Raw genomic sequence first — 21,309 nt, forward strand, 5'->3', positions numbered from 1 at the left:
TAAAAGTTGGCATAAAGGTTGTTATACACAAGGTAGAAAGTGTATGCGAAGCGCGAAAGCATACAAGAAACAAAAATTAGAGGCAACAATGGAACTATTTGATAAAGCGTTAGGTGTTCACCCTTTTTCAATGAAATTAAGGTTAGACAGAGCAGAAGTCATTGCCAGTAACTTGGCTAATGTTGACACGCCTGGGTTTAAATCTCGAGATGTAGATTACCGTCAAATTATGCAAAGTGTTTCATCCAGTTTTTCGCAAAACAGAGATGTTGATTTTGCTGGTGTACAAACGGATGAACTTAAATATCGCGTTCCTTATCAACCATCAAGTGATGGCAACACTGTTGAGTTAAATATTGAGCAAGCAAAATTTGCCAGCAACAGTATGGATTTTCAAACCAGTTTGACCTTCTTAAATATGAAAATAAATGGCTTACATAAAGTTATTTCAGGGAAATCATAATGTCTTTTAATTCAATTTATGACGCTAGCGGCAGCGCCATGCGCGCTCAAGTTATTCGCCTCGATACCATTGCATCTAACCTAGCCAATGCCGATACCGCAGCCGGTTCAGAAGCCGACGCTTACAAGGCACTTAAACCAGTATTTTCTGCTTTGTACAAACAAACACAAGACAGCCAATCAATTTCAGCCTCGGTTGATGTATTAGGGATCACTGAGTCAAATCGTGCGGTAGAGCAGCGCTACGAGCCAAATAACCCAATTGCTAACAACGATGGTTATGTATTTTACTCCAACGTAAATGCACTTGAAGAAATGGCCGACATGATGTCTGCAAGTCGCAGCTACCAAACATCTGTTGAAGTTATGGGGCGTGTAAATAGCATGCAGCAAAGCATTCTTAAGTTAGGACAATAATTTTATGCAAGTTAATTCAGCCGTTCCAAGCGCAGCCGACGGGGCAAAAAACACCACGAATATTGCCGGTAATAGTTCAGCAGATGAAATGTCGACCATGTTTTTAGAGTTACTCGTTGCGCAAATCAGCAATCAAAATCCATTACAACCTATGGACGGCACCCAATATGTGAGCCAGCTTGCGGAGTTTTCTAATGTTGAGTCGTTACAAAGCATTCGCCAAAACACCGCCGATGGTTTGGATTATGTGAGCAGCTTAGCGGTGCTTGAAGCCACTAATATGGTTGGCCAAACGGTTGATGTACAAGCAAGCAGTATTGCCCTTGAACAAGATGGCAGTGTCTCTGGCATGGTTAATTTAGGGGAAGCGGCAGACTCTGTCACTGTGCAACTTTATAACCAAGAAGGTGAGCTAGTTGAAGAAAAACAACTGCCTTATTCTGGAGTCGGTTCATTGCGTTTTGAATTTGAAAACCAAGAAGCCGGTGCGTATGCAGTGAGAGCGTATGCCACTACTGAAGAGGTACCAAAGCAGCTTGATACTTGGCTAAGCGGTGAGGTTGAGCGTGTTTCTGTAGGTAAGTCGTTAGAAGATATTTTATTACAAGTCGATGGTTTGGGTAATTTTGGTATCACTGAAATTAATCAAGTGGCATAAATAAGAGGAATAAATAATATGTCTATGTTCAATATAGGATTAAGTGGTCTTAAAAGTACCCAAACAGGATTAGAAGTAACCAGTAATAATATTGCTAACTCGGGTACTGCTGGTTATAAAAATAACACCGCAGAATTTGCCGCAGTGTATAACGGCAGTCAACGCGGCGGCGTTAAAGTTGCCAATGTTAAAGAAGATTTTGTCACCGGTGGTGAAATTGTGCGCACCGGTAATGCGCTGGATATTGCTATTGATGGCCAAGGTTTTTTTGCCATATCAGAAAACGGCCGAACAGCTTACACCCAAGCAGGCCAGTTTCAGTTAGATAACGACTTAAATATTGTTAATGCCAACGGCGGCAAACTGCAAGGTTTTGGCGTGTCTCAGGTTGATGGTGGTGATCCGACAATTGTACCGGGTGTATTAACTGATTTAAAAATTGAAGCCTCAAACATAGAAGCACAAGCCAGTACCAATATTAACTTTAACGGTAACTTAAGTTCTTCTAGCGACGTGATTGCTTATCCAACAGCTCCTGCGCTATTTGATCCTAAAGATGGTAGCCAATATAACTTTTCTCAATCTACCGAAGTATTCGACTCCTTAGGTAACAGCCATGTAATGACTCAGTATTTTAACCATACGGGTAGCAACGAATGGCAAGCGATGTTTTTCTTAGATGGAAAGCCTTTAACTCAAGCGCAATTAGCTGCAACGGGTGCAACAATAGGAACTCAATCGGTTGATGATGGAACAGGTACAGCTACTACAGTGGCCGCTGGTACTTTAACTATAAAGTTTGATACTGACGGTCAAATGATCCCTTATTCGACAACACCGGATGTAAAAGCTGTCAACTTATCTGTTGGTGTTGCGGGCGCTGCTGCAACAACAAATGCTGAAATAAGTACTGGTGCTGCCGCTTTAGCTATAAACCTAAAATTCGATGGTACAACGCAGTTTGGTTCAAGTTTTAGTGTTAACGAAAATGATGCCAACGGCTATACCTCAGGGGCGTTTTCTGGTGTGAAAGTTGAAGACGACGGCCGTGTATTTGCAACATTTACTAACGGTGAATCTAAATTACAAGGTCAGGTTGTACTTGCCTCGTTTGCGAATGTTGATGGCTTAGAGCAAGGCAGTAATACCGTGTGGTATCAAACTGAAGAGTCAGGCTCTGCACTTTATGGCGAGCCAGAAAGTGGCTCATTGGGTAAATTACTGTCGGGTTCATTTATGGGCTCAAATGTTGATATTAGTGAACAGCTGGTTGGCTTAATGTCATTTCAACAAAATTACCAAGCCAATGCTAAAACCATCAGCAGTGCTGATGAAATGATGCAAATTTTATTTAGTAACACCTAAGGAAGCTGAGCGTGGAAAAGTTAATTTATACCGCCGTTTCGGGTGCTGAACTTAATAATACCGCCTTACGCGTTGCTGCAAATAACTTAGCAAATGTTAGCACCGTAGGTTTTAAGGCCGACTTAGAGCAAGCGCAATCAATGATGGTACAAGGCGAGGGCTTTCGTACTCGTTACCACGCGCAACTAACACCAGTAACTACTGACTTATCGTCAGGGCCAATCATGGATACTGGCCGTAATCTTGATATAGCACTGAGCAACGGCGGTTATTTAGAAGTGATGGATGACAACGGTGAACCGGCTTATACCCGTGCGGGTAACTTAGTGGTTGATGCCGATGGCTTTATTACTGTTAATGGCCGACGTGTGCAAGGTGACGGTGGCGATATTCAACTTCCTGAGTTTGGTGATATTGAAATTGGCTCAAACGGCATGATCAACCTAACCCCCATTGGCGGCGGTGTAATTGCAGAAGATGCGCAAATTAAATTAGCCAGTACCGATGCAAACTTAATTAAAGGTGCTGATGGCTTACTCAGAGCTAACGATTTACAGCCGCTTGAAGCCGACGAAACAATTACAGTAAGAACCGGTGCTTTAGAAGGTTCTAATGTGAATGCCGTGGCTGAAATGATCAAAACAATGAATATTAGCCGCCAATTTGAGATGAATGTAAAAATGATGAAGTCTGCTGACGAATTAGCGACCAGCGGTAATAAACTCATCAGCGGACGTGGATAAATAGGAAGCCAAACATGAATTCAGCATTATGGGTGAGTAAAACCGGTCTTGCAGCGCAAGATTTAAGAATGACAACAATATCGAATAACCTCGCGAACGTAAGCACTGCCGGTTTTAAAAAAGACAGAGCGGTATTTGAAGATTTATTTTACCAAGTACAAAAACAGCCTGGCGCGCAAGTAGATGAGCTTAATCAGCTGCCATCTGGGATTCAGGTGGGAACCGGCGTTCGTATTAACGGTACGCAAAAGCAATTTACTGAAGGCAGTTTTGAAACAACCAGTAACCAGTTAGATGTGGCCATTGCAGGGCAAGGCTTCTTTCAAATTGAAAGCCCTGACGGCGAGTTATTATTTACCCGTAACGGTCAGTTTCAGCTTAACTCCGAGTCATTACTGGTAAACAGCAACGGCTTACCATTGGCACAAAATATTGCGCTACCAGAGGGCACCACTAAAGTAAGTATTGGCACCGATGGCACCGTTACTGCGGTAGTGGGTAAGGATGCGCAAGCGGTTGAGTTAGGTCAAATGTTAACAGTTAACTTTGCAAATCCTGCAGGCTTACAAAGCTTAGGTGGCAATTTGTACCGCGAAACAGCAGCATCCGGTGAACCTGTTGAGGGGATCCCCGGTGAAGATGCTTTTGGTGGCTTGCAACAATTTACTATTGAAGGCTCAAACGTGAGCGTTGTTGATGAAATGGTAAGCATGATTGCCGTACAGCGCGCTTACGAGATGAACGCTAAAGTGGTCTCTGCGGCAGATGAAATGCTGCGCTTTATAAACCAAAACGTATGATTATGATGAATAAGTTAACATTATTTTTGCTGCTTTTGGGTGTTGCTGGTTGTAGCAATACCCCATCAAAAACCCAAATGGTGGAATGCGAAGTGGTGTATGGGGAAGTGAAATGCCCACAAAACACCACTCAAAAATCAGTTCAAGACTATGAAATAAGCCAAGATGCCTATGCACAGGGTTTGAATCAGCAAGATGGTAGCTTATTTCAAGATAACTATATGTTTTCTTTGTATGCAGATAAACGTGCTTACCGGGTTGGCGATATTTTAACTGTGGTGCTTAACGAGCGCACGCAATCGAGTAAAAGTGCCGATTCGAGTTTAGATAAAAGTACCGACTTGGATGTTTCGGTGCCAGTAGCTGGTGCACTCAATGTAGCTGATTTTAATTTGGGTATAGGCTCGAGTGCTAAGTTTGACGGTGAAAGCAGTGCCAGCCAGCAAAACTTCCTCAGTGGCGCTATTACTGTACGGGTTAATCATGTTTTATCTAATGGGTCGCTGGTTATTAAAGGGCGTAAGCAAATTAAGCTCAACCAAGGTGATGAATACATTGAAATTGAAGGGTTGGTTCGCCCAGGCGATATTGATGTAAGTAACCGTGTTTCGTCGCTTCGTATTGCAGAGGCACAAATAAGTTATACCGGCAAAGGCACTTTGGCAGATGCGAATCGTCCAGGTTGGTTTACCACTTTATTTACCCGATTCTTAAACCCGTTCTAAGGGATTACTGAGGTTTTAATGAAATATTTACTATTAATGCTAGTGTGCTTTTTTAGCCTATTAGCGCCTGCAACTGTGACCGCCAAAGCACGTCCATTATTAGATATTGTTGATGTGCTAGGTGTGCGAGAAAACCAACTGGTGGGTTACGGTTTAGTAGTGGGCTTGCCGGGGTCGGGTGATAAAGCCCAAGTAAAATTTGCCGGCCAATCGCTAAGTAATATGCTAAAGCAATTTGGTGTCTCTGTAGATGAAGAGCGATTACCAAAATCAAAAAATATAGCGGCTGTTGCTGTCCATGCTACGTTGCCGCCTATGGGAAGCCCAGGCCAAGCCATTGATGTAACTGTGAACTCATTAGGCGATGCAAAAAGCTTACATGGTGGCAGCTTAATGTTGACCCCGTTAAAAGGGGTTGATGGCAAAGTGTATGCGCTAGCACAAGGTAATTTAGTGGTGGGCGGCATTAATGCTAGCGGTAAAAGTGGCTCCTCGGTGACTGTTAATGTGCCTACTTCAGGGCTTATTCCTAATGGTGCAATTATTGAGCGCAGTGTTATGGCTATGTATGAAAGTCAAAGCGATGTAATTCTTAATTTAAAAGCTCCAAATTATCAAACTGCCCGCAATGTTGTACGTGCTATCAATAAAGTATTTGGGCCTGATGTAGCTACTGCTGAAAACTGGGCGCGCTTAGTGGTTAGTGCGCCAAGCGATGCCAATAGTCGCAACACGTTTATGTCGATGCTACAAGATATTACTGTAGAGCAAGGTTCTGAGCGCCCAAAAATTGTATTTAATAGCCGCACAGGTACTGTCGTAATGAACAATACAGTGCGAGTTAATCAGGCTGCGGTTAACCATGGCAATTTAACCATTACCATAAGTGAACAAGAGCAAGTGTCGCAACCAGGGCCGTTTTCAAATGGCCAAACTACGACCACGCAATCAAGTGATATCACGGTAGATCAACAACAAAAAAATATGCTGTTGTGGCCTGAAGGCACCTCATTAGATGAAATTGTAAAAGCGGTAAATGCACTTGGCGCAACGCCAGCCGAGCTTATGTCGATATTAATTGCACTTGATAATGCTGGGGCTCTAGAAGCCGAGCTATTAGTTATTTAAAGGAAATAGCCATGAAAATAGAGTCATCAACCCAATTATCTCAGTCATTAGCGATAGACCCCACTCATCTAGAAAATATTACCGGCAATAGTGAAGCTGGCGTTAAACAGGCAGCAGAGCAGTTTGAAGCCATTTTTTTACAGCTGGTATTAAAAAGTATGGATAGCACCACCAAAACTATGGCCGGTGACAATGGTTTTTTTAATAGTAACGAGCAAGCGCAATTTAGAGATATGCATAATGCTCAAACCGCGCAGCATTTAGCGTCAACTCATCAACTGGGTTTAGCCGAAGCAATTGTTAAGCAGTTTGATGAGAAAATTGCCCCCATAGAAAATACATTTAAGAATAGCCAAAGTTTGGTCGCTAATGATCAACATAAAGGTGCTGAAAGCGTTGAGCCAACCCAAAGCTATGATATTTATGCGGGATCGGCATTTGTTCAGCCATTGAATGCTAATACGATTAGGTAGTTAATTATGTCTATGTTAAATAACGCGTTAAGCGGCCTCAATGCTGCAAATATTGCGCTGACTGTGTCAGGGCAAAATGTCGCGAATGCAGCCGTTGAGGGTTATTCGCGTCAGCAAGCTCAATTTAAAACCTCTAATGTATATTTAGGCGGGGTTGAGGTGGCGTCTGTTGATCGGGTTGTTGACGCCTTTTTAAATGACGATATTTGGCGCACTAATTCTGATACCACTTATTATGAAAACAAACAGTCATACCTAGGTTTTATTGAGCAAATCATTGGTACCGACTCTTTAAACTTAAATAACTCCCTTGCAAGCCTAACAGATGCACTCAATGCTGCAGCAACCAAGCCTGATTCACAGGCTTTCAGGCAACAATTTTTATCCTCTGCAGAGGGCTTTATGCAAGATATTGCGCAAATTAATGGCGCTTTGGCAGGACAAGCAACAAAGTTAAATGCACAAATGAGTAATGTGGCGCTTAATGTGTCTTCTATTACTAAGCAAATAGCCGAAATTAACAGTAGCATTGGATTAGCAACAGCAAACAAGCAATCAACCGCAGAGTTAAAAGATAATCGAGAACGCCTAGTAAACCAGTTATCAGGGCATATTGGCGTATCTATTGTTGAGCGAGATAATGGCTTTATTGATATTAGTACCTTAAGTGGTGCCCCGCTGGTGGTAGGGAGTAAAGCGGCATCAATCTCAGTAAATGGAACAACAGTAACGAGTAACTTTATTGGTCAAGAATTCACCCTTGATAAAAACGTTGGTGGTCAATTTGGTGGTTTAATAAGCGTTGATAACGATGTAATAAAACCAACTCTTGCAACCTTAAATAGCTTAGTTGCCGACCTTGCCGATGATATGAACGGTGCATTACAAAGTGGTTTTGATTTAAATAACGACTCCGGTGAAGCACTGTTTACATACAACCCATTAAACCCATTAGGGACGATTGAGATTAACCCTGCGATCACCACTGATAAACTTGGTTTTAAAGACAGTAGTACCTCAGGACCTGGTGATAATTCTAATATTGCTAATATTGTTGCTTCAATGGCAGGAAAAGGCGATAAGTTTACGTTATTAGTGGGGGATCTTGCTATTACTAGTAAGCAAAACTTAAATAGCATTACCACCGCCACTAATTTAAGTGAAAACGCCATTGCTGCGCGCGATAGCTACAGCGGGGTGAACCTTGATGAAGAGGCGGCAAACTTAATGCATTTTCAACAAATGTACAGTGCCAATGCCAAAGTGATCAGCACAGCAGATCAAATGTTTAAATCTTTACTGCAAATGTTTTAAAAGGGCAATGTTATGCGAGTTAGTAGTCATCAGTTTCATTTAAATTCAATCAAAAACATTCAAAGTAATACTGAAAACTTTAACGAAAAATCAATTCAGTTAGCAACCAATAAGCGTATTCTCAAGCCCTCAGATGATCCGCTTGGCACTGTAATGATCATGAACCTAGGTTCAGAAATAAAATCGTTAGAGCAATACAAAACCAATATGGATGCAGTTAACTTTTCATTAGGTCAACAAGAAGTACAGCTAACCGGTATTGTTAACCAAATATATTCATTGCAAAGTTTAATTACCACCGCAGCTGATGGTTCAATGGGCGAGGCAGAAATTAAAGCACTCGGCCAAGAAATGAGTGTGGCTTTTCCGGCAATTGTTGATTTACTAAATGCAACCGACAGCGATGGACAATATTATTTTTCGGGTAGTAAAACCGATGAAAAACCGTTTCAAATTGATGCGACGGGTAATTATGTTTATGCCGGTGACGATATTGTCAGAGAAGTCGCTGTATCTGACGACTCAAGTGTAAAAAACAATATCGTAGGTAATGATTTAGATCCTGGTGCAGGTTTTTTAAATGCCATGCAAGACTATCTTGTTGATGTAAATAATCCGCCAGCAGGTGGTGTTGGCAATCAATCACGGGTGATGATAGATAAATTAGCTGACTTTTTAGGTACTATTAGTAGCCAAGTGACCACCATAGGCTCTACTATGGCTTCGCTTGATTCGATTACTACCAGTAATCTAGATATCACCACATTTACGGTTAACTTGCAGGACGATTTGAGTGCTGTAGATTATCCAGAAGCGTTTATTTCGATGAATGAATCTATGGCGGCGTATGAATCATCGATGCAGGTTTACTCGACAGTAAGTAAACTTTCATTGTTTTCATACATTTAAAATTATAATACTTTCAGGAACTAACTATGCTGGTTAAAAGTAGCGAAAAAGCGCAAGCAATTGACTTGGTTAATACCAATAAATCGGATGCACTCGTTACATCAACAAAGGATTCTGCTAACAATTTGTGGAAAAACAAAATTGTTGCCAGAGAGGACCAAGTTAAAGTACTGACTGGCTGGGCGCAGCGCGGGGCACTGAGTCAAGCGCTAGCAAAAGCCGAACAAAGCGAAAGCACTATTCGTAATTTGTATATGGGGCTTGAAAAATTAGCACAACAATTAAATACCCAAGCTGCTAACACTCAGCCACAACCTATGCAACAACAGCAAATTAAAGTGCAAATAGCGTCATTACAAAACACAGCAAATAAAAAAGGCTCAGGACTTGATACCCAGCTGAAAATAACGGATCCAAATCGCGCTATTAGCAAACAGCTTAATGCAAATATAGACCTGCTTAGCGCACGTCCACATGAAGAAAATATCCAGTTAGTGATGGGTCGCTCGGGCAAATCATTAAGCTTAAAGATACCAGCCTATCAAGATGAAAAAACCAATTTAACTGCCATTCAAAATGCGTTTGCACCACATCATATAAATGTTGAGCTTAATCGTGAAAACCGTCTGCTTTTTAGTGCGCAAAAGGATAATGCATCCCCACTTTTAGAGCCTTGGGTTATGAGTGGTCAAGGTGTGCGCGTTGCGGCGGGTAATCCGATTTCGTTGCAGCTTAATGATTTAGATAACCCACTAAATGAACTTGCTAAAATAGCGGATAAAAATGCCACTATTGCACAGCATCGTGAACAAATCCAAACTGCGCAGCGCCATTTAAAAGCGAATTTAATAAAAATTCAGGCACAAAAACAACAATTACAAAGCCAACTAGAGCAGCTTGACTCTGCTAGTTCATTAGCTAACACTGATGAACTACTTGCTTTAAGTCTAGGGGTTAAACAGCATATGCAAAACCCTGGGGTAAATAGTGTAGCTGCGATTATGTCGCAGGCAAACATTACCCGTAATATGGTGCAATACTCACTCACCTAATTTTTTAATGCAGCAAGCTAGTATTGCTGCATCGTTTTTTATTTCTGCGATTCCTCTTATCTGCTTTTAGCCAACGGAAATGCCTATTTTACCCGCTTTGAACACATTGCTTAAAAAAATATAAAAATAATTAGAAAAAAGTTTAGGTAATTAAAAATATGGTCGCTCTTAGTTATTAGAAGGTGATTTAGGTTCACTAATTACTTTAGCTATTCATTCAAAGAGGAAATAAACATGGCTTTATCAATTCAATCAAACATGGCTTCAATGTCAATCCAAAACCAACTTGGTCGTAGCAACAACGATTTATCTACAGCGCTTGAGCGTTTAGGTTCTGGTTTTAAAATTAACTCTGCAAAAGATGATGCGGCTGGTCTACAAATCGCTTCACGTCTAAACGCACAAGTACGTGGCCAAGAAGCAGGAATTTATAACGGTAACAACGCCATGTCTATGATGCAAACAGCTGAAGGCGCGTTTGATGAAATGACTAACATTGCTTACCGCATGAAAGAACTTGCTACTCAAGGTTCAAGTGATACAAACGGTGCAAAAGAGTGGGCTGCACAAAGTGCAGAATACACAGCACTAGCTGCTGAGCTTACAAATATCATGACTAATACGTCGTTTGGTGATGGCACTGCGCTACTTACTGGTGGTAAGTTTGCTGGTGCGGTTACTTTTCAGGTAGGCTCAAGTACTACTGAAACCTTGGCAGTAGATATTTCTACAGAGCTAGGCGATGTGACAACAGCTATTGGTAATGCTGCTGCATTCACTGATGTTGCTACAGCACAAGCGCAGATTGGATTTGTTGATACTTTAGTTGGCGAAATTGGTACTGCACGTTCAACGCTTGGTGCATCAATGAACCGTCTTGACCATACAATGACTAACGTATCTAACATGAAGCAAAACACTCAAGCTGCTGTAGGTACGTTAATGGACGCTGATTTTGCTGCTGAAACATCAAACATGACTAAGCAACAATTGCTAATGAACTCTGGTATCTCGGTACTGAGCACAGCTAACAGCACAACACAAATGATTGGTTCACTACTTCGTTAATAGTGATTAATCAATTAAGTATGCATAGCTACACCTAAGGTGTAGCTATTATTGTTTATAGTCATAAGTAAAAATATTTACTTTAGATTTTTTTGCTTATAACTAAAATGCTTGGAGATTAAAATGAGCTCTGCAATAGGAATAAATCCTGGGCAATTAGCCTCACAATATACACAAATTGAGCGTAGCGCTAAAGATCAGCAATTAAGTACTAAAAGTAGCCTTTTTAGCAATCAAATTAAGGCGTTTGATAGCCTGAAAAGTAATTTATCAAACTTTTTTGATGACTTACAAACCAATCTTAAAGATACCAGTAGCTTGTTTGCTAACACCGCTACGGTGAGCAATTCATCCGCATTAGCAGTAACAGCAAGCGGCACAGCAGCCAGCGGTGAGTACGATGTATTTGTCGAGCAATTAGCACAAGCACACCAAGTGGCATTGAGTTTTGATCCGGCTAAAGCTTTAACCACGGATGGTGAGTTGAGTATTGATTTGGCAGGCAGTGCGTTTAGTGTTGACTTTGCAAGCCTTGGCGCCGATGCATCATTAACTGATGTTGCTAATGCCATCAACTCACATGTTGATAATAGCGGTGTTAAAGCCTCTGTTGTGCGCTCTGGCACAGAAACCTTTTTAACTTTAACCAGTGCTGAGTCGGGTGCTGCTAATCAGGTGGGGGTGAGCTTTACTGAAGGTACGGATGCCAATGGCAGTGATATCACCAATGCTATAACAAACAAACAAGAGTTAACCTTAGCGCAAGATGCGATTGTCAAACTAGGGGCTAACTCAGCACTTACAATCACTTCAAGCAGTAATAAACTCGATACGGTTATTGATGGGGTAACGATTGATTTAACGCAGGCGCAGTCGCTGGGCGATCAGCCAATTCATATATCAATTACCCAAGATCAAGAAAGCTCTAAAGAAAACATTCAAAGTTTTGTGGATAAATTTAATTCGCTCACCAATGGCATTACCAGTAACCAGTACTTAAAACGAGATAATATGGCTGCCGGCCTTGCTCGCTCTTTACGCAACGATTTTCAGGGTACGTTTGAAGGTAAAACCTTGTTCTCTGTGGGTATTGAATTTGATCGTAGCGGTAACTTAAAAATAGATAATAAAAAACTTGAAGAAGCTATGGCTACTAATCCTGAGCAGTTAACCAGCATGCTCACAGGTGAAAACGGTTTATTGTCTAAGCTAGAAACCCGCGTTGAGCCTTTCACTAAAAGCTATGGTTTGATGACGGATAAAAAGCAGTCATTGCAAGCGAGCTTAAATATAGTCAATAGGCAACAAAAAGATCATGAAGTGTCTATGGAGCAAGTGTACCAACGCTACTTGTCGCAGTTTACACAAATGCAACAGACTATTGCACAATTAGAATCTACAATGGGTCAATTTGGGAGCTAAACATAGATGTTAGATTTAAATGATGGCTTTTCAGCCTATAAAAGTACATCAGTAGATGCAAAAGCGGCCTGTGCCGATATTCATAAATTAGTATTGATGTTATTTGATGGTTTTTCAGATGAGCTTGAAAAAGTCACAGGCCACATAAAACAAAAAAGATACGATAAAAAAGCCGAAAGTATTGAAAAGCTAATGCGCATTTTAGGCGGGCTTGAGGCCTCATTAGATCTTGAAAAAGGCGGTGAAGTAGCGCAAAACATGCAAAACCTTTATCAGCATTGTGGGCAAGCATTATTGCAAGCCAGTATAAAAAATGACTTGAGCTATATTGACTCCACCCGTGTAGTGATGACCAACTTGCAAGAAGGGTGGCAAGGCTTAGGTACACAATAAACAAATCTAAACCAGCTACCAATAGCTGGTTTTTTCATTTTTAACACCGCTTTTTTATATCTCCCCCCACTGCCTAAATAATTATTCAATTCATTATTAATAACATATCACTTCCTTCCGATGTGGAAGTTCCGCTTCCGCTTTTTGGGTTTTTATTTTATTTTTTGTTATAAAACAATGACTTAAAGTTGGCTTGTTTATTGCTAAATGAAACATGAACTTATAATGAATTTAGTATTGCTAATGGAACACTCTCAAAAATACGCAGCGCAAAAAATGGAACAATTACTTAGCACCATGGAAGATGCTATCCATGAGAGTAATTGGTATGAGGTTAAATCAGCCGATAAGCAGCTGCTTGCATTTTATAATGAGCTGCAAAATATGCCTTGCTTTAGTTCAATGAAGGCTGAACAAAATAACTTAAAAGCACGTTACGTTGACTTAATCGACCTAGTGAGCCAAAAACAAGCGGCCATTAAAGTACAAATGCAGCGCCACCAGGAAGATAAAGAAGGTTTAATTGCGTATAAAAAAGTACAACAAGGACAGTCACTATGAGTATCCAAGCAAATACTATGGCGACAAAGACTGACTTTGGCAGTGCCACTAATAAACCAACCATCTTAAAGAGCAGTACACCTGCAGATGCGCAAGAACAACAGAGCGAGCTTGAGCCGTTTACGCTTTCTTCAAAGCAACAGCAAACAAAACAGCAAAATGTGCAAGGTGAACAACCTCAAGAAAGCTCAGAACAACTAGTGCAAGAAGATGCCATTACAGAAACACAAGAAATAATAAACCCGTACTTTTTAAACACTGCAAATTATAATCTTGATAGCAGTAAAATAAACGCGCCTGTCACAAATTTACTCAACTCAAATAGTAACCTTGCTCTTGATAACGGCACTGCAGCAGTGGAAACACCACCAGCACAACTTGTTATTGATGAGCAGTTAAAGAGTAAGCCTTTAGAGACTCTGCACGAAGAAGGCATTATAACTCAAGAGTCAGCTAAAACTGCGTCTGTACAAAATATGACAGTGCATAGTGATGTTTTAACTGTGCCTGCTGCAGCTATAAATGTAACGCCAGCGAATACACCCGTTAATAAAGAATTAAATACACTCGATTTAGCCAAAGTACCACAAACATTGTATTCGCAAGCGCTTTTGAATCGATTAAATCAACCTTCGGTAGTGTTGAATACTTATAGACACGCGCAATCAAGTAGCCCAACCAATGAGCAACTAGCTGCACAACCGAGTATTGGGCTCAGTAAGCTCGAGCTTGCTGCACTGACTCAAAACACGCAATCGAAACTTCTCAACGTTGAATCTCGTGAAGGCAGCAGTCAAAAATCAGCATTAGTGAATGCTTTTTCATCTGCCGCCACCGCGCCAGAAACATTTGAGTGGCAAAAAGAAAAATTAAAAGAGGCTCCCAGTGAATGGGGGCAGCGCTTATTGCATGTACTTGGCGACAAGGTAAAGCTGCAAATAGGCCAGCAACTTCAGCGCGCGCAAATTAGATTAGATCCTCCAAACCTAGGCAGTATTGAAATATCTATTAATATCGAAGGGGATAAAACCTCAGTCAGTTTAACTACGAGTAATGCGCAGGTTAGAGATGCCATAGCGCAAACTTTAGAGCAGTTACGTCAGTCTTTGTCGCAAAACTCAAACAGTACAGTGGATGTTAATTTGAGTGATAAACAGCAGCAACCTCAACAGCAAAGCGACAATAGCGGCATTGCAAATAATCATACTGAGATGCCTTCAATTGATGATGACAACAGCATTCGCACGCCTAAATCGCCATTAGATTGGTTGGATTTATTAGTATAACTACCTTGGATTAAGAGAGATAAAAGTGAAAAAAATAATAATAGCCCTAACTGTAATTGCACTTATTGCGGCTGCCTTTTTTGCGGGACAGTTTTTTAACGACAGTGATTCATCAAAAGAAGGTCCGCAAGCAGATATAACAAAAGTTGAATACCACGAAATGGAGCGCTTTATTATAAGCGTATCAGAGGACTCAATTGCCCGCTATTTAGTACTCGACTTGGTACTTGTTACTTCACCATCTGTATACAACACAGGCACAGAGGCGATGGAGCCGCTTGTAAGAAATGTACTGGTAAAACAGTTTGCCAATATGAGTCATAGCCAAGCAAAAGCCGCTTTTAAAGATATAGATGCGGTTCAAAAAAACTTATTAGAGCAGTTTAATTTAGTGTTAGCGAATACGGTATCTGTTCGATTGGATAACGTACTTATTACGAACGTCTTCATTCAATAGGCCATCGCTATGATGCTGCAAGAAGAGTGGGGCGAGTTAATAACAGAACCACCAGTCACCTTAACGCCACAAAAAGAGACGCAACTATTATCGCAGTACTCTTATTTGGTGAATCGAGCGGCTGCGCACATGCGCACTCAAGTGGGTGTTATTGTCGATAATGATGATATTTATCAAATAGGTATTATTGCGCTGCTGTCGTCTATTCGTCGCTATGGTCGGGATTTAGATGAGAAGTTTGCTGCATTTGCGTTTAAGCGTATTCGTGGTGCTATGTTAGATGAGTTTAGGCGTGTCGATTGGCGCCCACGACAGTTAAGGCAGCAGTCTCATCAGCTTCGTGATATGAGCCGTTCACTGCAAAAAAAGCTCGGTCGTGATGCAACAGACACCGAAATGTGTGAGGCGTTAGGAATTAACCATAAAGAGCTTATTCAACTGCATTACAGTGAGCAAGCTGAAGCATTTGATAGCCTTGAAGCGCTATTGGAAGCTAACCCAAATTTAGCGCTTACCTCTGCACATACACACGACAAAGAAGAGACAGCAGCCATGCTAAAAGTGGCGATGAGCAAACTCAATACCCGAGAAAAGCTGCTCTTGCAATTATATTACATGCACGAAATGAATATGAAAGAAATAGCGTTAACGCTCGATTTAACCGAGGCACGTGTTTGCCAACTTCATAAACAAGCACTTGAAGCGCTTACACAAGCGCTTCAAAAAATCTAATACCTAAGGAATAAAGAATGCAAAGAGTTATAGGGTTAATAGTAGTACTTGCAACAGTATTAGGTGGTTTTGCGTTTGCGGGCGGCAACATTGCCACTATGTGGCAGCCATACGAGTTTTTAATTATTTTTGGCGCAGGCTTTGGGGCGTTAATTGTGGGTAATTCAAAGTATGTACTAACAGAAATGCTATCGCAATTAAAGTATCAATTTATTAGTGGTAAAGGAACCGATACGTCTGAGCTGTACCATGACTTACTACTTGTTATTTACTCTTTATTAGACTTAGCCAGAGTGAAAGGCATTAAAGGATTAGATGAGCATGTTGAAAACCCAGAAACCAGTTCTATTTTTCTTGCCTACCCTAAAGTGTATGAGTTCCCACAGCTAGTTACTTTTATTTGCGATAACTTACGTTTATTTAGTATGGGAAAAATCAACTCTCATGACTTTGATGCCATGTTAGAGCAAGAGATTTATACCATTGAAGAGCAACGTCTTAAACCTTCTCATTCACTTGCTAATATAGCTGAAGCTATGCCAGGTTTTGGTATTTTAGCAGCGGTTGGCGGCATTATTATTACCATGCAGCATCTTGATGGACCTTTAAGTGAAATTGGCTACCATGTAGCAGCGGCGTTGGTGGGTACTTTTATTGGTATTTTTGCTTGTTACTGTTTAATTGCACCGCTTGCCTCAGCGATGGAGCAGTATGTAAAAAAACAAGTGGCAATGTTTGAGTGTGTGCGTGCCATGTTAGTGGCGCATGCTAAAGGGCATGTGCCTATTGTGGCGACTGATTCAGGCCGAAAATTAATTAATGAAGAAATTAAACCGACCTTTACCACCATGGAAGAGTGGATCACTAACAAGGCGGCTTAATGATGGAAAACAAAAATCAAGAAATCGTCATCAAACGCTCTCGTAGAAGAGCAACCGAAAAGCCTCATGGTGGTGCTTGGAAGGTTGCCTTTGCCGATTTTACTTTGGCGATGATGGCGTTTTTTATGGTGATGTGGATCATGGCGATCACCAATGAATCTGAGCGTGAAGAAATAGCACACTATATGCGAACTCACTCAATTTTTGATGGTGGCCCCGCTATTTTTGATCCTCAAAACAGCCCATTCCCCGTTGATTTAGGGGGATCTCCTTCTGTAATTAAGCACTTAGAGTCGGGAATTACGCCTCCGGACTCTCCAAAACCTGGAATGAGTGAAGTATTACAAGTGCCCGATGGCACCGTTGAGCCTAAAGCAGGGCAAGGCGAGAAGTTAAATTCAGCGATTGATAGCCAATTTGAAGCTTCATCTGAGCTGAGCTTATTACTGGAAAGTATTGATGAACTCAGTAAAGAAGAGTTACTAAAAAATAACTTACTAGTTGAAGAAGTGCCCTTGGGGCTCAGAGTGATCATTAGAGACGATAAGCACCACCAAATGTTTGAACGCTCAAAGTCGCAAATGACTCCATTTTTTGAAGATCTGTTTCTATACCTTGGCGGATTAGTTAAAGACATTAACAACAAAATCATTATTTCTGGGCACAGCGATGCCAGCTTATTTGTTGATGGCAGCTCTCGTAATTGGGACATTTCTGGCGATAGAGCGCAGCAAGCAAGAAAAGTAATGACCATGGGCGGAATGCCATCCAGTCAGGTGCTTCAAGTAAATGCGTTTTCATCAAATCGGCCAATTAACAAAGAAAATAAAAAAGCCAGCGAAAACAGACGTGTTGAATTGCTGATCTTAACTAAAGATGCGCAGGATAAATTTAACCAATTATTTGATGATAGCAACATTAACAATCCGATAAAAAAAGCGGCTGGTGCGGCAACGGCTAACAAACCCGTGCTACGCCTTGAAGAGAATTATGAGTAACCAATCAGACACTAAACGAAGTTACAAAAGGTGGAACTTAAACCTTAAAGATAATTACGAGCCTGAGTCAGTTCAGCTTGGCGGGGTGGGCGTGCAGTTATTACGCCGTTGTTTTATTGATATTTCACTATGCCATGGTGTGGCAAAAGATATTAGCGTGGGCGGTGTGGGGTTATTAGTACCTGCTGAAAAGACGATCCCCAATAAAATTATTGTGGTGTTTGATAAAACCAATCGATTGGCTGGCAAAGTGATGTATCGCCGTGCAGTGAGTGAAAAATTAATGTTTTTAGGGGTTGAGTGGATAAGCAAAAATGAGCGCTTACGCAGCGATATTGTTAATCGTTTACAGCTACAAGCCCAATTGAAAAAAGCAAAAAAACGAACATAAGCTGAATATAAATGAATCAGGAAAAACAGTGGTATGAGTAAAACGTTAAACGCTAAAACAAAGTTAATTAAAGCGAAAGATTCTGAGCATATTACGCCATTTGCACTCACGCTTGAGCAAAGAGCATATGAACAAGCACAACAAAAAGCAGCGCACATAAACGTTAATATTCGTAAAACTTTGGAGTTAGAGCTAGCCCAATTATTTAACGACAGCCGTTTTGATGTAGAAATTTCGCCTTGTTCGCATTCGGTTATTAACAGTTGGTTTAAAGAATCCTCAAGGATATTTCTTGCCTGCCCTTTATTTGCCCCTTCTCAAGGTGAGGCCTATTTAGCGCTTGATTATCAAAGTGCATATAAAACAGCTGATTTATGCTTAGGTGGGCAATTTAATAATGTGAACAGCACAGAGCAAGTCTCTGATGAGGTGAATAACGAATTAAGCTCAACAGAAAGCCGTATTTGTGGTCGCTTACTACAGCGCCAAGTGCAGGGCATTCAAGGCTTATTATTTAGAGAACGCTCAGCGTTATTAGGTGAGATACAAAAGTCTCATGCCTTACCTGAAGCATTACAATATTTAGCCTTTAAAGTGCGGTTTATATTAGAAAACCAAGTAATAAGTTGGTTTTTATGGCTGCCAATTAGCTTTTTTTGCACAGCTGATAGCGAGCAAGATTCAGCAAATAACGAAACACTCAATACTGATATGTGGACACAGTTTGCGGTGCAAGGTCAGATTGAAATGGCGAAGAAAAAAGTCACTTTAAAGCAATTAAAGGCCTGTGTAGCCGGCGGGGTATTACCCATTGAACTTAATGAAGCTGCACTATTTAACCTAGGTCATAAACAAATATTTAAAGGCCAAGTTGTTGAGCAAGAGACTGGCTTAGCATTTCAAATCACACAATTATCAAACAATACAACGAGTAACTAAATTATGAACGAGAACCTTGATAGCGCCTTGGCGGGCTTAGAGCTTGATGCTTTTGATGGATTTGATGATAAATCTGTTAACAAAACTAACGAAGGAAATATGTCATTTTTTCAAGATGTTCCTTTACTCGTCACTCTTGAAGTAGCAAGTACTGAAATTACCTTAGGCGAGCTTAGCCAAGCCAAAGAAGGCGATGTGCTTAAGCTAGACAAAGTAGCTGGTGAAGCGCTTGATGTAAAAGTGAATGGGGTATTTTTTGCTAAAGCAGAAGTGGTAATGGTTGAAGGGCAGTATGGTTTGAAATTTGCTCAAACAGATACCGCAAAGGATCAATAAACAAATGAATAAACGCGTAATTTTTAAAGTTAGCCTACTGTTGATCATGATGTTTTTACCAAGCTGGCTAAATGCGGAAGAACTTACGCTGTTTTCTCTAAAAGATACGGCCGACGGGCAAGACTATAGCGTTAAATTGCAAATACTCTTATTAATGACGGTATTGAGTTTATTACCTGCGCTACTGATGGTTTTAACGTCGTTTACCAGAATCATCATTGTATTGGCAATTTTGCGCCAAGCTATGGGGTTACAACAAAGCCCACCGAATAAAATTTTGATTGGCATCTCACTGATGCTCACCATGTTGATTATGCGACCAGTTTGGCAGGATATTTACCAAAATGCATATACGCCTTTTCAGCAGCAAACCATAGGGTTAGAAGAAGCTTTACTCACCGCAGAAAAGCCTTTGCGTGCTTTTATGCTTAGGCAAACTCGCGAAAGTGAATTACGCCAAGTGTTATTAATTGCCAATGAGCCAACCACACTCACCGCGCAAGAGATTCCGTTTGAAGTATTAATGCCTGCCTTTGTACTAAGTGAGCTTACTACCGCTTTTCAAATTGGCTTTATGTTATTTATTCCTTTTTTAATTATAGATTTAGTTGTCAGTAGTGTGCTGATGTCTATGGGTATGATGATGCTATCACCGCTGATCATTAGCTTACCGTTCAAGCTCATGGTGTTTGTACTTGCCGATGGCTGGTCAATGATAGCGGGTACGCTGGCAGCAACATTTGGAATGTCACCATGACCCCAGAAATGTCGGTAGAGCTTATTTCAAGCGCGGTTTATACCATAATAAAACTGATTTTAGTCTTAATTGTGCCGGGTTTAATTCTAGGTATTGTAGTGGCCATTATTCAAGGTGCGACCTCTATTCAAGAGCAAACCCTAACGTTCTTACCACGTATGTTATTAACCTTATTAATGGTAGTGTTTGCGGGGCATTGGATGCTACAAATTTTGATTGATTGGTTTGATAAGCTCAAATTTATGTTACCTGGAGTATTTGGTTGAGCTCATTACTTGCTTTAACGTCTACTGACTTAGTCAGCTGGATGGGCACGCTTTGGTGGCCATTTGTACGTTTTTCTGCACTTTTATGGTCTATGCCGGTATTTGACAATCCGGCAGTAACGCCGCGCTCTCGTATTTTAGTGTCTATGATGTTGGCTTTTTTAGTTGCTCCGCAGTTACCACTTGCACCTGCTATTGACTTGTTTTCTTTAGATGCCGCCATCTTAACCTTCGAGCAAATTATTTTTGGGGTAATGATGGGGTTATCGCTGCGTATTTTGTTTGAAGTAATGGCAATGATAGGGCTGATCTTATCCATGCAGATGGGTTTATCAATGGCGCTTGTTATGGACCCCGGTAGTGGTAACCAAGTGGCATTATTGGGACGGTTATTTTGGATTATGTGTGCATTACTGTTTTTTGCCGCAGATGGTCACTTAATAACTCTACAAGTTATGGTAGAGAGCTTTCATAGCTTTCCGATTGGTCGCAGTATTTATGAGTTTGATATTCAGGCGATTATTATGTTGTTTGCGTGGATGTTTTCCTCTGCTTTATTGCTGTCGCTACCAGGGATAGTCGCCATGTTATTGGTTAACTTAACCTTTGGTGTAGCAAGTAGGGCGGCGCCGTCATTAAATATTTTTGTATTGGGTTTCCCTATGTCGCTATTGATGGGGTTTTTCTGCGTATTTATGACCTTAGAGTACACAGGAAGTGCGTTTTCAAGGCTAACGTATCATGTACTAACAACCTTTGCACAAGCGATGAGGTAG

27 protein-coding genes are annotated in these 21,309 nt (G+C 40.9%); all 27 read left to right on the plus strand.

Annotated features, from left to right (window positions below; all coding sequences use genetic code 11):
• Window positions 1–43: 43 nt before the first annotated feature.
• The 27 genes from flgB (at window position 44) to fliR (ending at window position 21,309) form a co-directional block, all read left to right on the plus strand.
• On the plus strand, window positions 44–463 hold the full coding sequence (gene flgB, locus CWB77_RS00630) for a flagellar basal body rod protein FlgB (protein WP_010391142.1): 420 nt from the start codon (window positions 44–46) through the stop codon (window positions 461–463).
• On the plus strand, window positions 463–879 hold the full coding sequence (gene flgC / locus CWB77_RS00635) for a flagellar basal body rod protein FlgC (protein ID WP_010391144.1): 417 nt from the start codon (window positions 463–465) through the stop codon (window positions 877–879). Before flgB ends, flgC begins: the two co-directional genes overlap by 1 nt.
• Before the next feature lie 4 nt (window positions 880–883).
• The gene (locus CWB77_RS00640; RefSeq protein WP_138620860.1) at window positions 884–1,537 is read left to right on the plus strand and encodes a flagellar hook assembly protein FlgD; all 654 of its coding nucleotides are present in this window, start codon (window positions 884–886) and stop codon (window positions 1,535–1,537) included.
• A gap of 18 nt (window positions 1,538–1,555) precedes the next feature.
• Window positions 1,556–2,902 (plus strand): flagellar hook protein FlgE, encoded by a 1,347-nt coding sequence (locus CWB77_RS00645; protein ID WP_075170646.1) that lies wholly within the window; start codon window positions 1,556–1,558, stop codon window positions 2,900–2,902.
• An 11-nt stretch (window positions 2,903–2,913) separates the two neighbouring features.
• Complete coding sequence (locus CWB77_RS00650) at window positions 2,914–3,645, plus strand: flagellar basal body rod protein FlgF (RefSeq protein WP_075170645.1); 732 nt, start codon at window positions 2,914–2,916, stop codon at window positions 3,643–3,645.
• Between the two features lie 14 nt (window positions 3,646–3,659).
• The gene (flgG, locus tag CWB77_RS00655; RefSeq protein ID WP_010391154.1) at window positions 3,660–4,445 is read left to right on the plus strand and encodes a flagellar basal-body rod protein FlgG; all 786 of its coding nucleotides are present in this window, start codon (window positions 3,660–3,662) and stop codon (window positions 4,443–4,445) included.
• Between the two features lie 2 nt (window positions 4,446–4,447).
• The gene (locus tag CWB77_RS00660) at window positions 4,448–5,170 is read left to right on the plus strand and encodes a flagellar basal body L-ring protein FlgH (RefSeq protein ID WP_013464383.1); all 723 of its coding nucleotides are present in this window, start codon (window positions 4,448–4,450) and stop codon (window positions 5,168–5,170) included.
• A gap of 18 nt (window positions 5,171–5,188) precedes the next feature.
• Window positions 5,189–6,298: a flagellar basal body P-ring protein FlgI gene (locus CWB77_RS00665; protein WP_138620862.1), complete on the plus strand. Its 1,110-nt coding sequence runs from the start codon at window positions 5,189–5,191 to the stop codon at window positions 6,296–6,298.
• A gap of 11 nt (window positions 6,299–6,309) precedes the next feature.
• A complete protein-coding gene (locus CWB77_RS00670) occupies window positions 6,310–6,771 on the plus strand; it encodes a rod-binding protein (RefSeq protein WP_055011657.1) in 462 nt (153 codons plus the stop codon).
• 6 nt (window positions 6,772–6,777) lie between these two features.
• Window positions 6,778–8,085: a flagellar hook-associated protein FlgK gene (gene flgK / locus CWB77_RS00675; RefSeq protein ID WP_138620864.1), complete on the plus strand. Its 1,308-nt coding sequence runs from the start codon at window positions 6,778–6,780 to the stop codon at window positions 8,083–8,085.
• A gap of 12 nt (window positions 8,086–8,097) precedes the next feature.
• Entirely contained in the window at window positions 8,098–8,994 is an 897-nt protein-coding gene (gene flgL, locus CWB77_RS00685) for a flagellar hook-associated protein FlgL (RefSeq protein WP_013464386.1), read from the plus strand.
• 26 nt (window positions 8,995–9,020) lie between these two features.
• A complete protein-coding gene (locus CWB77_RS00690) occupies window positions 9,021–10,046 on the plus strand; it encodes a flagellin (protein ID WP_138620866.1) in 1,026 nt (341 codons plus the stop codon).
• Window positions 10,047–10,280: 234 nt separating this feature from the next.
• A complete protein-coding gene (locus CWB77_RS00695) occupies window positions 10,281–11,114 on the plus strand; it encodes a flagellin N-terminal helical domain-containing protein (RefSeq protein ID WP_138569970.1) in 834 nt (277 codons plus the stop codon).
• A gap of 123 nt (window positions 11,115–11,237) precedes the next feature.
• Window positions 11,238–12,536, plus strand: coding sequence for a flagellar filament capping protein FliD (fliD, locus tag CWB77_RS00700; RefSeq protein ID WP_138569971.1), 1,299 nt, complete (start codon window positions 11,238–11,240; stop codon window positions 12,534–12,536).
• Window positions 12,537–12,542: 6 nt separating this feature from the next.
• Window positions 12,543–12,929 carry a flagellar export chaperone FliS gene (gene fliS, locus CWB77_RS00705; protein ID WP_138620868.1) on the plus strand — a complete coding sequence of 129 codons (387 nt, stop codon included), beginning with the start codon at window positions 12,543–12,545 and terminating at the stop codon, window positions 12,927–12,929.
• A gap of 243 nt (window positions 12,930–13,172) precedes the next feature.
• Window positions 13,173–13,490 carry a hypothetical protein gene (locus CWB77_RS00710; RefSeq protein WP_235575561.1) on the plus strand — a complete coding sequence of 106 codons (318 nt, stop codon included), beginning with the start codon at window positions 13,173–13,175 and terminating at the stop codon, window positions 13,488–13,490.
• Window positions 13,487–14,776 (plus strand): flagellar hook-length control protein FliK, encoded by a 1,290-nt coding sequence (locus CWB77_RS00715; RefSeq protein ID WP_138620870.1) that lies wholly within the window; start codon window positions 13,487–13,489, stop codon window positions 14,774–14,776. The genes CWB77_RS00710 and CWB77_RS00715 overlap by 4 nt, the downstream gene beginning before the upstream one ends.
• 25 nt (window positions 14,777–14,801) lie before the next feature.
• Window positions 14,802–15,233 (plus strand): flagellar basal body-associated FliL family protein, encoded by a 432-nt coding sequence (locus tag CWB77_RS00720; RefSeq protein WP_013464390.1) that lies wholly within the window; start codon window positions 14,802–14,804, stop codon window positions 15,231–15,233.
• Between the two features lie 9 nt (window positions 15,234–15,242).
• The gene (locus tag CWB77_RS00725) at window positions 15,243–15,965 is read left to right on the plus strand and encodes a FliA/WhiG family RNA polymerase sigma factor (RefSeq protein WP_138594183.1); all 723 of its coding nucleotides are present in this window, start codon (window positions 15,243–15,245) and stop codon (window positions 15,963–15,965) included.
• Between the two features lie 17 nt (window positions 15,966–15,982).
• Window positions 15,983–16,846, plus strand: a complete 864-nt coding sequence (motA, locus tag CWB77_RS00730) for a flagellar motor stator protein MotA (protein ID WP_138620872.1) — start codon at window positions 15,983–15,985, stop codon at window positions 16,844–16,846.
• Window positions 16,846–17,844, plus strand: coding sequence for a flagellar motor protein MotB (locus tag CWB77_RS00735; protein WP_081374122.1), 999 nt, complete (start codon window positions 16,846–16,848; stop codon window positions 17,842–17,844). The genes motA and CWB77_RS00735 overlap by 1 nt, the downstream gene beginning before the upstream one ends.
• On the plus strand, window positions 17,837–18,235 hold the full coding sequence (locus tag CWB77_RS00740; RefSeq protein ID WP_075170637.1) for a PilZ domain-containing protein: 399 nt from the start codon (window positions 17,837–17,839) through the stop codon (window positions 18,233–18,235). Before CWB77_RS00735 ends, CWB77_RS00740 begins: the two co-directional genes overlap by 8 nt.
• 33 nt (window positions 18,236–18,268) lie before the next feature.
• Entirely contained in the window at window positions 18,269–19,174 is a 906-nt protein-coding gene (locus CWB77_RS00745) for a FliM/FliN family flagellar motor switch protein (RefSeq protein WP_138620874.1), read from the plus strand.
• Between the two features lie 3 nt (window positions 19,175–19,177).
• Complete coding sequence (locus tag CWB77_RS00750) at window positions 19,178–19,510, plus strand: FliM/FliN family flagellar motor switch protein (RefSeq protein ID WP_054202067.1); 333 nt, start codon at window positions 19,178–19,180, stop codon at window positions 19,508–19,510.
• Window positions 19,511–19,514: 4 nt separating this feature from the next.
• Window positions 19,515–20,267, plus strand: a complete 753-nt coding sequence (fliP, locus tag CWB77_RS00755) for a flagellar type III secretion system pore protein FliP (RefSeq protein ID WP_010391186.1) — start codon at window positions 19,515–19,517, stop codon at window positions 20,265–20,267.
• The gene (locus CWB77_RS00760) at window positions 20,264–20,533 is read left to right on the plus strand and encodes a flagellar biosynthetic protein FliQ (protein ID WP_010391187.1); all 270 of its coding nucleotides are present in this window, start codon (window positions 20,264–20,266) and stop codon (window positions 20,531–20,533) included. The genes fliP and CWB77_RS00760 overlap by 4 nt, the downstream gene beginning before the upstream one ends.
• Window positions 20,530–21,309: a flagellar biosynthetic protein FliR gene (fliR, locus tag CWB77_RS00765; RefSeq protein ID WP_138620876.1), complete on the plus strand. Its 780-nt coding sequence runs from the start codon at window positions 20,530–20,532 to the stop codon at window positions 21,307–21,309. Before CWB77_RS00760 ends, fliR begins: the two co-directional genes overlap by 4 nt.

It is taken from the genome of Pseudoalteromonas sp. S1610, assembly GCF_005887465.1.
In the GTDB taxonomy this organism is placed as follows: Bacteria; Pseudomonadota; Gammaproteobacteria; order Enterobacterales; family Alteromonadaceae; genus Pseudoalteromonas; species Pseudoalteromonas undina.